The 13116-nt window shown below is 59.9% G+C and carries 12 protein-coding genes; 10 read left to right on the top strand and 2 right to left on the bottom strand.

Annotated features, from left to right (window positions below; all coding sequences use genetic code 11):
- Positions 1–29 precede the first annotated feature (29 nt).
- Positions 30–392 carry an ATP-dependent Clp protease adapter ClpS gene (gene clpS / locus GUY40_RS17975; RefSeq protein ID WP_166570255.1) on the bottom strand — a complete coding sequence of 121 codons (363 nt, stop codon included), beginning with the start codon at positions 390–392 and terminating at the stop codon, positions 30–32.
- Between the two features lie 222 nt (positions 393–614).
- Here clpS and cspD point away from each other — a divergent pair, with 222 nt between their 5' ends.
- Positions 615–878: a cold shock domain-containing protein CspD gene (cspD, locus tag GUY40_RS17970; protein WP_166570254.1), complete on the top strand. Its 264-nt coding sequence runs from the start codon at positions 615–617 to the stop codon at positions 876–878.
- Between the two features lie 80 nt (positions 879–958).
- On the opposite strand, the gene icd is transcribed toward cspD, so the two are convergent.
- Positions 959–2215, bottom strand: a complete 1257-nt coding sequence (gene icd, locus GUY40_RS17965; RefSeq protein ID WP_166570253.1) for an NADP-dependent isocitrate dehydrogenase — start codon at positions 2213–2215, stop codon at positions 959–961.
- Positions 2216–2607: 392 nt separating this feature from the next.
- Between icd and GUY40_RS17960 the strand changes: the two genes are divergently transcribed.
- From GUY40_RS17960 to aceA, 9 genes are all read left to right on the top strand, one after another.
- Positions 2608–4839 carry an NADP-dependent isocitrate dehydrogenase gene (locus tag GUY40_RS17960; RefSeq protein WP_166570252.1) on the top strand — a complete coding sequence of 744 codons (2232 nt, stop codon included), beginning with the start codon at positions 2608–2610 and terminating at the stop codon, positions 4837–4839.
- 80 nt (positions 4840–4919) lie between these two features.
- The gene (locus GUY40_RS17955; protein WP_166570251.1) at positions 4920–5360 is read left to right on the top strand and encodes an NUDIX hydrolase; all 441 of its coding nucleotides are present in this window, start codon (positions 4920–4922) and stop codon (positions 5358–5360) included.
- A 71-nt stretch (positions 5361–5431) separates the two neighbouring features.
- Positions 5432–6553 (top strand): tRNA 2-thiouridine(34) synthase MnmA, encoded by a 1122-nt coding sequence (gene mnmA, locus GUY40_RS17950; protein ID WP_166570250.1) that lies wholly within the window; start codon positions 5432–5434, stop codon positions 6551–6553.
- Entirely contained in the window at positions 6553–7173 is a 621-nt protein-coding gene (hflD, locus tag GUY40_RS17945; RefSeq protein ID WP_166570249.1) for a high frequency lysogenization protein HflD, read from the top strand. Before mnmA ends, hflD begins: the two co-directional genes overlap by 1 nt.
- 123 nt (positions 7174–7296) lie before the next feature.
- Positions 7297–8667, top strand: a complete 1371-nt coding sequence (gene purB / locus GUY40_RS17940) for an adenylosuccinate lyase (RefSeq protein WP_166570248.1) — start codon at positions 7297–7299, stop codon at positions 8665–8667.
- An 83-nt stretch (positions 8668–8750) separates the two neighbouring features.
- Positions 8751–9926 carry a cupin domain-containing protein gene (locus GUY40_RS17935; protein WP_166570247.1) on the top strand — a complete coding sequence of 392 codons (1176 nt, stop codon included), beginning with the start codon at positions 8751–8753 and terminating at the stop codon, positions 9924–9926.
- The gene (locus GUY40_RS17930) at positions 9919–10347 is read left to right on the top strand and encodes a GNAT family N-acetyltransferase (RefSeq protein ID WP_166570246.1); all 429 of its coding nucleotides are present in this window, start codon (positions 9919–9921) and stop codon (positions 10345–10347) included. Before GUY40_RS17935 ends, GUY40_RS17930 begins: the two co-directional genes overlap by 8 nt.
- 90 nt (positions 10348–10437) lie before the next feature.
- Positions 10438–11184, top strand: coding sequence for a secretin N-terminal domain-containing protein (locus GUY40_RS17925; RefSeq protein ID WP_166570245.1), 747 nt, complete (start codon positions 10438–10440; stop codon positions 11182–11184).
- Positions 11185–11712: 528 nt separating this feature from the next.
- Positions 11713–13038 (top strand): isocitrate lyase, encoded by a 1326-nt coding sequence (gene aceA / locus GUY40_RS17920; protein WP_017123838.1) that lies wholly within the window; start codon positions 11713–11715, stop codon positions 13036–13038.
- Positions 13039–13116 lie beyond the last annotated feature (78 nt).

Here is a 13116-nt window from a genome sequence, read left to right as displayed (position 1 = left end):
AGCTTCACCTCATACCCAACTGGCCGGCTTTAACCGTCCTTCTCGATTTCACAGAGTAGCGGATGCTGGCTTTCCCTTGCGTACTGGTTAACCTGCATGGCCTTGGTCTCGGCGATGTCGCGGGTAAACAATCCGCACACTGCCCGTCCTTCTGTGTGGACGGCCAGCATGACCTTGGTCGCCAGCTCGCGGTTCAGGTTGAAAAACACCTCGAGCACTTCGACGACGAAATCCATCGGCGTGTAGTCATCGTTAAACAAAACCACCTTATACATAGGCGGAGCCTGTAACGCCGGCTTGGCCTCCTGCAAGGCCAGCCCCGAGGAGTCGTCCTCATGCGATTGCGGGCGATCCTGATTGAATGTTAGTCGAATCTGGCTGTGTGCATGCATGGAAAGAAAGTTTCATCGTTGGCAAACAGGATTGTGGGTTTCCGTATCCGCGACGGCACAAGGGCATCGCATGACCTTGACTATCGGCAAAACGGTGTTACAAACAATAGAACCCACATTGGGTAATAAAGATCCGCCCAGTCAACCACAATTTCGTCGGTCGCGATGCGGATGTAGTGGATGATACTCCAGTGATGGAGTCCTTTGCAGAGGGATATGAGCATGGCAAGCGGTAAAGTCAAGTGGTTCAACAATGCCAAGGGCTACGGTTTCATCAACGAAGACGGCAAGACAGAAGACCTCTTCGCCCACTACTCGGCCATTCAGATGGACGGTTACAAGACGCTCAAGGCCGGGCAGGCCGTGAGCTTCGAGATCATCCAGGGGCCCAAGGGGCTGCATGCGGTGAACATCTGCAGTGCGTCCAAGGTGCAAGATACCGCTCCCGCTGCCAGCGCTGCGACTGAAGCCAAGGTCACCGCCTGACAAAAGCCCTGCGAGTCAAACCGCAGGCACAAAAAAACCGGCTGCTCAATGCGCAGCCGGTTTTTTAGTGCTCGCTCGTCTTACATGTGCTTGATGACTGCTTCACCAAAGCCCGAGCTCGATACCAGCGTCGCGTCATCCATCAAACGCTCGAAGTCGTAGGTCACGGTCTTGGCCGAAATCGCGCCGTTGGTGCCCTTGATGATCAGGTCGGCTGCTTCGGTCCAGCCCAGGTGGCGCAGCATCATTTCCGCCGAAAGAATCACAGAACCCGGGTTGACCTGGTCCTTGCCGGCGTATTTTGGCGCAGTGCCGTGGGTGGCTTCGAACATGGCCACGGTGTCGGACAGGTTGGCACCCGGTGCAATACCGATACCACCCACCTCGGCCGCCAATGCGTCGGAGAGGTAGTCGCCGTTCAGGTTCAGGGTGGCGATCACGTCATACTCGGCCGGACGCAACAGGATCTGCTGCAGCATGGCGTCGGCGATAGCGTCCTTGACCACCACTTCCCTGCCGGTTTTCGGGTTCTTGAACTTCATCCACGGACCGCCATCGAGCAACTCGGCGCCGAATTCGTTCTTGGCGACTTCATAGCCCCAATCCTTGAAGGCACCTTCGGTGAACTTCATGATGTTGCCTTTGTGAACGATCGTCAGCGACTTGCGATCATTGTCGACCACATATTGCAGGGCCTTGCGCACCAGGCGCTGGGTGCCCTCCCTGGAGACCGGCTTGACGCCGATACCGCAGTCCTGGTCGAAACGGATCTTGGTGACGCCCATTTCTTCTTTCAGGAACTTGATGACCTTCTGCGCCTCCGGCGAGCCGGCCTTCCACTCGATACCGGCGTAAATGTCTTCGGAGTTTTCACGGAAGATGGTCATGTCAACGTCGCCAGGTTTTTTCACCGGGCTTGGTACGCCTTCGAACCAGCGTACCGGGCGCAGGCACACATACAGGTCGAGCTGCTGGCGCAAGGCAACGTTCAGGGAGCGGATACCGCCACCGACCGGGGTGGTCAGGGGGCCTTTGATGGAGACGACGTAATCTTTGACAGCGTCCAGGGTTTCTTGCGGCAGCCAGGTGTCCTGGTCATAGACTTGGGTGGCCTTTTCGCCGGCATAGACTTCCATCCACGAGATTTTGCGCTTGCCGTCATAGGCTTTTTCGACGGCAGCATCAACGACCTTGATCATCACCGGGCTGATATCGACGCCGATACCGTCGCCTTCGATAAAGGGAATGATCGGATTATCAGGAACGTTGAGTGAATGGTCTGCATTGACGGTAATCTTGTCGCCGACTGCTGGTACCTTGATTTTCTGGTATCCCATGCTGCACTCCGCTTTTCTGTGGTTTGTCATCCGCAATTCCCTGAGCGTAACCCACTTGGCTGACAACGGGAACCACATGCAAGGCTCTACGCCTTTGGTCTATAAGCCAAACGACATTCTATTAATAGCCTTGATGATTACGCCCAATGGTTTGGTATAATGCGCGCCGTGACCACTAGGTCACTGGAGCCAAAGCGTCTGGAATCAGGCACTTAGCACGAAAGGGCCGGGCTGTTACCGCAACCCGACCGCACGACACTCGACTGATGCACCCACCATCACCGCACAGAAATCCTCGACTTTCTGCTCATAGATGACTTTGGGCAAAAGCGCATACCCTGCACAACTCGAGATTCTGAGCACGCTCAGCAAAACAGAGAGTTAACCCGAATATGCCCACCCGCTCTAAGATCATCTACACCCTCACCGACGAAGCCCCTGCCCTCGCCACCTATTCACTTCTGCCGATCGTCGAGGCATTCACTGCTACGGCCGACATCGCCGTAGAAACGCGGGACATCTCTCTGGCCGGCCGCATCCTTTCTGCCTTCCCTGAACAGCTCGGCGCCGAAAAGCAAGTGGCCGACCATCTGGCAGAACTGGGCCAACTGGCAACCACGCCAGAAGCCAACATCATCAAGCTGCCGAACATCAGCGCCTCGGTGCCTCAGCTCAAGGCCGCCATCCAGGAACTGCAAGCCAAGGGCTTCAACGTTCCAGACTACCCTGAAGCCGCCGCTACCGATGCCGAGAAAGAAGCCAAGGCACGCTACGACCGCATCAAGGGCAGCGCCGTAAACCCGGTTCTGCGCGAAGGCAACTCCGACCGCCGCGCACCGCTGTCGGTCAAGAACTACGCGCGCAAGCACCCGCACAAGATGGGCGCCTGGGCTGCCGACTCCAAGTCGCACGTTGCGCACATGAGCGCCGGTGACTTCTACGGCAGCGAAAAAGCCGCACTGATCGAAGCCGCCGACGCTGTGCGCATCGAGCTGCTGGACAAGAACGGCACCACCACCGTCCTGAAAGAAAAAACCTCGGTCAAGGCCGGCGAAATCATTGACTGCGCCGTGATGAGCAAAAGCGCCCTGCGCACTTTCATCGCCGCCCAGATCGAAGACGCCAAGGCCCAGGGCGTTCTGTTCTCCGTGCACCTGAAAGCCACCATGATGAAGGTCTCCGACCCGATCATGTTCGGCCAGATCGTGGCTGAGTTCTACCAGAACGCACTGACCAAGCATGCTGCCGTGCTTGAGCAAATCGGCTTCAACCTGAACAACGGCATCGGCGACCTGTACGCACGCATCAAGGCGCTGCCGGCCGAGCAACAAGCCGAAATCGAAGCGGACATCCAGGCGGTCTACGCGGCTCGCCCAGCACTGGCGATGGTCAACTCCGACAAAGGCATCACCAACCTGCACGTGCCGAGCGACGTTATCGTCGACGCCTCGATGCCGGCGATGATCCGTGACTCCGGCAAGATGTGGAACACCGAAGGCCAACTGCAAGACGCCAAGGCCATCATCCCGGACCGTTGCTACGCGACCATCTACCAGGCCGTCATCGAAGACTGCAAGAAACATGGCGCCTTCGATCCGACCACCATGGGCAGCGTGCCGAACGTTGGCCTGATGGCGCAGAAAGCCGAAGAGTACGGCTCGCACGACAAGACCTTCCAGATCAAGGCAGACGGCGTTGTTCGCATTGTCGACGGCCAAGGCAAGCTGCTGCTGGAGCAGAACGTTGAAGCGGGCGACATCTTCCGCATGTGCCAGACCAAAGACGCCCCGATCCAGGATTGGGTCAAACTGGCCGTCAACCGCGCTCGCGCCAGCAACACCCCGGCGCTGTTCTGGCTGGACCCACTGCGCGCCCACGACGGCGTGCTGATCGAGAAAGTCCAGAAGTACCTGAAAGACCACGACACCTCCGGCCTGGATATCCGCATTCTGGCACCGGTCGAGGCCATGGCTGTCTCCCTGGAGCGCATCCGTAAAGGCCAGGACACCATCTCGGTGACCGGCAACGTACTGCGCGACTACCTGACCGACCTGTTCCCGATCATGGAACTGGGCACCAGCGCCAAAATGCTCTCGATCGTACCGCTGATGAACAACGGCGGCCTGTTCGAAACCGGCGCCGGCGGCTCGGCTCCAAAGCACGTACAGCAACTGGTTGAAGAGAACTTCCTGCGCTGGGACTCGCTGGGCGAATTCCTGGCATTGGCTGCTTCCCTGGAGCACCTGGGCAACGCTTACGCCAACCCGAAAGCCAAGGTTCTGGCCAACACCCTGGACCAGGCCACCGGCCAGTTCCTGGACAACAACAAGTCGCCTGCGCGCAAAGTCGGCAACATCGACAACCGCGGCAGCCACTTCTACCTGGCGCTGTACTGGGCTCAAGCCCTGGCCGCCCAGACCGAAGACGCTGCGCTGCAAGCTCACTTCGCACCCCTGGCCAAGGCACTGACCGAGAACGAAGCGACCATCGTCGCCGAGCTCAACGCAGTTCAAGGCAAGGCGGTGGAAATCGGTGGTTACTACTACCCCGATGCCGAGCTGACCAGCAAGGTCATGCGCCCAAGCCAGACCCTCAACAATGCGATCAGCACGCTGTTGGCCTAAGGTCCGTTTGAAGTGACACCAGAACCCCCGGCCACGCACCGGGGGTTCTGCTTTTTACACCTTGAAAAGGACAGGCAATCATGACTTGGCAACCGCATATCACCGTCGCCACCATTGTCGAAGACCAGGGCCGTTTTCTGCTGGTGGAGGAATTCAAGGGTGGGCGCAATGTGCTCAATCAACCGGCTGGCCACCTGGAGGCCAATGAAACCCTGCGCGAAGCCGCCGTGCGCGAAACCCTCGAGGAAACCGGCTGGGACGTCGAGCTGACCGGCGTGGTCGGCATCTACCTGTATACCGCTCCCAGCAACGGCGTCACTTACCAGCGCGTGTGCTTTGCCGCCCGCCCGCTCAAACACCATCCCGAACGCAAACTGGATACCGGCATCCTCGGCGCACAGTGGTTCGAACGCGACGAATTGGCCACCCAGCCGGAACGCTGGCGCAGTGAGTTGCTGTTGCGCTGCATCGACGACTACCTGGCCGGCCCGCTGCACAGCCTCGATCTGATCCGCGATTGAGCGCGCCTTTCGCCTTGGGGCCCGCAGCCTGATAGAATCGCTTCCTTTTCCCAGATACTCATCCTATCCCTATGTCTGATTCAGCTCTCATCGAACCCGGCAAGTTGCGCGTCATCGTCGGCATGTCCGGCGGCGTGGACTCCTCCGTTTCCGCTCTCCTGCTGCTCGAACAGGGCTATCAGGTCGAAGGCCTGTTCATGAAGAACTGGGAAGAAGACGACGGCACTGAATACTGCACCGCCCGCGAAGACCTGGCCGACGCCCAGGCCGTGTGCGACAAGATCGGCATCAAGCTGCACACCGCCAACTTTGCTGCCGAATACTGGGACAACGTCTTCGAACACTTCCTGGAGGAGTACAAGGCTGGGCGTACCCCCAACCCGGACATCCTCTGCAACCGCGAAATCAAGTTCAAGGCGTTCCTCGACTACGCCCTGGCGCTGGGCGCCGACCTGATCGCCACCGGCCACTACGTTCGCCGCCGCGACATCGACGGTCGCACCGAACTGCTCAAGGGCCTGGACCCGAACAAGGACCAGAGCTACTTCCTGCACGCCGTCGGCGGCGAGCAAATCGCCAAGACCCTGTTCCCGGTTGGCGAACTGGAAAAGCCCGAAGTGCGTGCCATCGCTGAAAAATACCGCCTGGCCACTGCCAAGAAGAAAGACTCCACCGGCATTTGCTTTATCGGCGAGCGTCGCTTCAGCGATTTTCTCAAGCAATACCTGCCGGCCCAACCGGGTGAAATCCAGACCACCGACGGCGAAGTGATCGGCCAGCACCACGGCCTGATGTACCACACCATCGGCCAGCGTCAGGGCCTGGGCATTGGCGGCCTGAAAGACGCTGGCGACGAGCCGTGGTATGTGCTGGAGAAAGACCTGAAGCGCAATGTGCTGGTCGTCGGCCAAGGTAACGAACACCCCTGGCTGTTCTCCCGCGCCCTGCTCGCCTCGGACATTTACTGGGTAAACCCGATCGACCTGAGCAGCCCGCGCCGCCTGACAGCCAAGGTCCGCTATCGCCAGAGCGACCAGGCGTGCACCCTGGAGCACACTGAAAGCGGCTACCGCGCCGTGTTCGACGAACCGCAACGGGCCGTGACGCCCGGCCAATCGGTCGTGTTTTATGACGGTGAAATTTGCCTGGGTGGCGGCGTGATCGAAACTGCCGAACCCTGGAGCAGCCATTGATGAATGCGATGCAAGAGCAACTCATCGCACTGGGCGGCGTCTTTCAGGCAGCCGTGCTGGTCGACCGCATCGCCAAGACCGGCACCGCCAGCGAGGCCGACCTCGGCTGCATGCTCGGCAGCCTGATGGTTCGCGACCCGAAAAACACCCTTGAAGTGTTCGGCGGCGACGACCTGTACCTACGCGACGGCTACCGCGCACTGGCCAGCGCCCTGGAGCGCGACCCGGCGAGCCTGCAGCGTGAACCACTGCGCTACGCCCTCGGCATGCTGGGCCTGGAGCGGCAATTGGCCAAGCGCGGCGACATGCTGGAAGTGATCGGCAACCGCCTGCCGCAAATCCAGCAGCAAGTCGAACACTTTGGCCTGGTCCACGACAACGTGATTGCCGCCAGTGGTGCTCTGTATCAGGACACCCTGAGCACGCTGCGCCAACGCATCCAGGTGCATGGAGACATGCGCCACCTGCAACAAACCAGCAATGCCTCCAAGATCCGCGCCCTGCTGCTGGCCGGTATCCGCTCAGCGCGTCTGTGGCGGCAACTGGGCGGCCACCGTTGGCAATTGGTGATCAGCCGGCGCAAGCTGCTCAAGGAGCTGTACCCGATGATGCGCGGCTGACCGCCGCGCTCACGCAGATTTCACCCCTCATAGCAGTCGGCCATTTGTCCGACTGCCGACCCGGGCGCTTTTTTCATGTATGATATGCGCCCTTTTCGTTGCCCGACTGTCCGAGAACACCCCATGCAGCTCTCTTCGCTCACTGCGGTTTCCCCTGTTGACGGCCGCTACGCCGGCAAAACCCAGGCCCTGCGCCCTATTTTCAGCGAATACGGCCTGATCCGTTTCCGCGCCCTGGTTGAGGTTCGCTGGCTCCAGCGCCTGGCCGCCCACCCGCAGATCAGCGAAGTGCCGGCGTTCTCCGCCGAAGCCAACGCCCTGCTCAACACCCTGGCCGAAGACTTCGCCCTCGAACATGCCGAGCGCGTCAAGGAAATCGAGCGCACCACCAACCACGACGTCAAGGCCATCGAGTACCTGCTCAAGGAGCAGGCTGCCAAGCTGCCAGAGCTGGCCAAGGTCAGCGAGTTCATCCACTTTGCCTGCACCAGCGAGGACATCAACAACCTGTCCCACGCCCTGATGCTGCGCGAAGGCCGTGATGACGTGCTGCTGCCGCTGATGCGCCAGACGGCCGAAGCCATCCGTGAGCTGGCCCACCGCTTCGCCGACGTGCCGATGCTGTCGCGCACCCACGGCCAACCGGCATCGCCGACCACCCTGGGCAAAGAGCTGGCCAACGTTGTTTACCGCCTGGAGCGCCAGATCGCCCAGGTAGCCGCCGTGCCGCTGCTGGGCAAGATCAACGGCGCCGTGGGCAACTACAACGCCCACCTGTCGGCCTACCCGCAGATCGACTGGGAAGCCAACGCCCGCGCCTTCATCGAAGATGAGCTGGGCCTGGGCTTCAACCCGTACACCACGCAGATCGAGCCGCACGACTACATCGCCGAGCTGTTCGATGCGATCGCCCGCTTCAACACCATCCTGATCGACTTCGACCGTGACATCTGGGGCTACATCTCCCTGGGTTACTTCAAACAGCGCACCATCGCTGGCGAAATCGGTTCGTCGACCATGCCGCACAAGGTCAACCCGATCGACTTCGAAAACTCCGAAGGCAACCTGGGTATCGCCAACGCACTGTTCCAGCACCTGGCGAGCAAACTGCCGGTTTCGCGCTGGCAGCGCGACCTGACCGACTCCACCGTACTGCGCAACCTGGGCGTGGGCTTTGCTCACAGCGTCATTGCCTACGAAGCGAGCCTGAAGGGCATCAGCAAGCTGGAAATCAACACCCAGCGCATCGCTGACGACCTGGACGCCTGCTGGGAAGTCCTGGCCGAGCCAATCCAGACCGTCATGCGTCGCTACAACATTGAAAACCCGTACGAAAAACTCAAAGAGTTGACCCGCGGCAAGGGCATCAGCCCAGAAGCGCTGCAAACTTTCATCGACAGCCTGGACATGCCCGCCGATGCCAAGGCAGAGCTCAAGCTGCTGACCCCGGCAACTTACATCGGTAACGCGGCGGCTCAAGCCAAACGCGTCTGACGCTGCCTACACCGCCTGAACGCCCGGCAGTGCCGGGCGTTTTTATTCCTGAAAGAAAAGTACTTTTTTTCAATAGGTTACACATGAATCCTGATATTCCACTCCAGCTTCTTGGCGGTTTGACTGCACGCGAATTCCTGCGTGACTACTGGCAGAAAAAGCCCCTGCTGATCCGCCAGGCCTTTACTGATTTCGAGAACCCGATCGACGCCGATGAACTGGCCGGCCTGGCGCTGGAAGAAGACGTCGAATCGCGCCTGATCCTCGAGCACGGCGAGCGTCCGTGGGAAATGCGTCGCGGCCCATTCGCCGAAGACGAGTTCAGCAAGTTGCCCGAGCGTGAGTGGACGCTGCTGGTACAGGCCGTCGACCAGTTTGTGCCGGAAGTCGGCGCCCTGCTGGAGCACTTCCGCTTTCTGCCGAGCTGGCGCATCGACGACGTGATGATCAGCTTCGCCGCACCCGGTGGCAGCGTTGGCCCGCATTTCGACAACTACGACGTGTTCCTGCTGCAAGGCCACGGCAAACGCAACTGGAAAATCGGCCAGATGTGCGATTCCGACAGCCCGCTGCTGCCGCACGCCGATTTGCGTATCCTGGCCGACTTCCAGCAGACCGACGAGTGGGTACTGGAACCGGGCGACATGCTTTACCTGCCGCCGCGCCTGGCCCATTGCGGCGTAGCCGTCGACGACTGCATGACCTACTCGGTCGGCTTCCGCGCGCCAAGTGCCGCCGAAGTCCTGACCCACTTCACCGACTTCCTCAGCCAGTTCCTGCCGGACGAAGAGCGCTACAGCGATGCTGACGCACAGCCGGCCGCCGACCCGCACCAGATTCAGCATGACGCCCTGGACCGCCTCAAGCGCCTGCTGGCCGAGCACATGAGCGACGAACGCCTGCTGCTCACCTGGTTCGGCCAGTTCATGACCGAGCCGCGCTACCCCGAACTGGTCAGCGGCGACGACACCGAACTGCATGGAGAAGACCTGGTCGAGAGCCTGGAACAAGGCGCCCTGCTGATCCGTAACCCGAGCGCACGCCTGGCCTGGTCCGAAGTCGACGACGACCTGCTATTGTTCGCCAGCGGTCAGAGCCGCCTGCTGCCGGGCGCGCTGCGCGAGCTGTTGAAACTGATCTGCTCGGCTGACGCCCTGCACATCGAAAACCTCCAACCATGGCTGAGCGACGAAGAAGGCCTGACGCTGCTCTGCCAATTGGTCAAACAAGGAAGTCTGGGGTTCGCTGCCGATGAATAAAATCCGCGTCCGTATTGCCGACTGGCACAAAGACAACGCCGAAATACGCCGTATCCGCGACAGCGTGTTTATCGCCGAGCAATCGGTACCACCGGAGCTTGAATGGGATGCCGACGACATCGACGCCGTGCATTTTCTCGCACTCGAAGGCGACTACCCGGTCGGCACCGCCAGGCTGCTACCCGACGGTCAGATCGGGCGGGTATCGGTGCTCAAGGACTGGCGCGGCCTGAAAGTCGGCGATGCACTGATGAGCGCCGTGATCAGCGAAGCCCAGAACCGCGACCTCAAGCAACAAATGCTGAGTGCGCAGGTCCAGGCCATACCGTTCTATGAGCGGCTGGGCTTCAGGATCGTCAGCGAAGAATTCCTGGAAGCAGGCATTCCACACGTTGATATGGTTCGCGATTCGCGCGCCTGATTCGCTGTTTTCAGCAGGAGTGACCCAGGTCGCTCCTGCTGTAGCAGAAAATTTGCCATCATGTCGTCTCCACTCGCGGAGATTATGGACATGCCGCTACGCACCCTCCTCGCTTCCCTCCTGCTGAGTCTCAGCCTTCCCCTGCTTGCCGATACGCAAGTCTTGCCCCTCAACCACCGCCCCAGTGAAGAGCTGTTGCCCGCCGCTCAGCAGTTTTTGGGCGACGAAGGCAAGGTCAGTGCTTATGGCAACCAATTGATCGTCAACGCCGAACCGCGCAAGATCGACGAACTTCGCGTCCTGATCAACCAGCTCGACAGGCCCGCAAGGCGACTTCTGATCAGCGTCGATTCCAGCGACAGCAATGTCCAGCAAGGCGGCCCCGGCAATACCCGAATCATCACTTACAGCACCACCAACCGCAGCGGCGGGATCCAGCAAATTCAGACCACCGAAGGTTCACCCGCGCTGATCCAGGTCGGCCAGAGCGTGCCACTGACCAGCACCCAGAGCGATCCTTACGGCCAGATTCAGGCCCAGACCCAATACCGCAACGTGACCCAAGGCTTCTACGTGACCGCCAGCGTCACCGGGCAAACCGTGCACGTGAGCATCAGCACCAACAACGACCGGATGAGCCAGGAACAGCCGGATGTCGTGAATGTGCAAAGCACCGACACCAACGTCAGCGGTCGACTGGGCGAATGGATCACCCTGGCAGGGGTCAATCGCCAGAGCCAGGCCGATCAAAATGGCTACTCGCGCCATTATTCGACCCAGGGCCGCGATGACATGACCCTGAGGGTCAAGGTCGACGCTTTGGACGGACCTCAATGAAATCAAGGCTTCGACCAAAGGCCTTGAAACTGACTGCTCAGTCGTATTAGACCAAAGATGTAGTGGACCAAAAAAACCACTACAAAACATTTGACGGCGAAAAATCACGGAGGCATGATGGCCCCGCTCCCGCTAATCAGAGGCCCCGACAAGGGCCTTCGAATCGCCGCTCTAACCCTACCCACCTGAGCCGATTCGTGTCTGTACCGCCCACAAGGCAGTTTGACGAGGTTGCGACTGGAACGAAGTTGTCCTGAGGGACGGAAGCAGATACGAGGTACACGGCAAGACCCTTTCGGCTGCACACCGGCATCCACGAGCCACAGTGCGCCCGCAAGACTCGCCCGACGCCCGACCACTTCCTCTTCTTCAATCGACCTCATCGTTCGATCGTCGCCCGCCCCGTCAAACCAGGACTCGAGCGCCTAAGCTTCTGGTTTGCGAGCAAGTCACCGGTATGTTGTCGAGACAGCTGCCAGACGGAGCAAGAATTTTTCACCCAAGACCTATGCGACGAGGTTTATCTCCATGGCACTGACACGCGAACAGCAAATTGCAGCCCTTGAAAAAGACTGGGCAGAAAACCCGCGCTGGAAAGGCGTGACTCGTACCTACTCTGCCGCTGATGTCGTTCGTCTGCGTGGCTCGGTCCAACCTGAGCACACCCTGGCCCGCATGGGCGCTGAAAAGCTGTGGAACCTGGTCACCCAAGGTGCCAAGCCTTCCTTCCGTCCAGACAAGGACTTCGTCAACTGCATGGGCGCCCTGACCGGCGGCCAGGCTGTACAGCAAGTGAAGGCCGGCATCCAGGCCATCTACCTGTCGGGCTGGCAAGTCGCTGCAGACAACAACTCTGCCGAGTCCATGTACCCAGACCAGTCGCTGTACCCGGTGGATTCGGTTCCAACCGTGGTCAAGCGCATCAACAACTCGTTCCGTCGTGCCGACCAGATCCAGTGGAAAGCCGGCAAGAACCCGGGCGACGACGGCTACATCGACTACTTCGCGCCAATCGTTGCTGACGCCGAAGCCGGTTTCGGTGGCGTCCTGAACGCCTACGAACTGATGAAGAGCATGATCGAAGCAGGCGCCGCTGGCGTTCACTTCGAAGACCAACTGGCTTCAGTGAAAAAATGCGGCCACATGGGCGGCAAGGTACTGGTGCCAACTCAGGAAGCCGTTCAGAAGCTGACTGCCGCTCGCCTGGCCGCTGACGTTGCCGGTGTACCGACCATTATCCTGGCCCGTACCGACGCCAACGCCGCCGACCTGCTGACCAGCGACTGCGACCCGTACGACCAGCCATTCGTGACCGGCACCCGTACCCAGGAAGGCTTCTACAAGGTTCGTGCAGGTCTCGATCAAGCCATCGCCCGCGGCTTGGCCTACGCCCCTTACGCCGACCTGATCTGGTGTGAAACCGCCAAGCCGGACCTGGACGAAGCCCGTCGCTTCGCCGAAGCGATCAAGAAGGAATACCCGGACCAGATCCTGTCCTACAACTGCTCGCCTTCCTTCAACTGGAAGAAAAACCTGGACGACGCGACCATCGCCAAGTTCCAGCGCGAGCTGTCGGCCATGGGCTACAAGCACCAGTTCATCACCCTGGCAGGCATCCACAACATGTGGCACAGCATGTTCAACCTGGCGCACGACTACGCCCGCAACGACATGACCGCCTACGTGAAACTGCAAGAGCAGGAGTTCGCTGACGCCGCCAAAGGCTATACCTTCGTGGCGCACCAGCAGGAAGTGGGCACCGGCTACTTCGACGACATGACCACCGTGATCCAGGGTGGCTCATCCTCGGTCACCGCGCTGACCGGCTCGACTGAAGAAGAGCAGTTTCATTGATTGATCAGCTCTGACAGGCCCAGTGCCTGAACGAAAAAACCCGGCGTTTCTCACGAAACACCGGGTTTTTCGTTTCCA

It is taken from the genome of Pseudomonas sp. R5(2019) (assembly GCF_009905435.1).
Classification (GTDB): domain Bacteria; phylum Pseudomonadota; class Gammaproteobacteria; order Pseudomonadales; family Pseudomonadaceae; genus Aquipseudomonas.
Note: the sequence above shows the minus strand (reverse complement) of the source record. Positions and strands in the feature narration are given on the sequence as shown.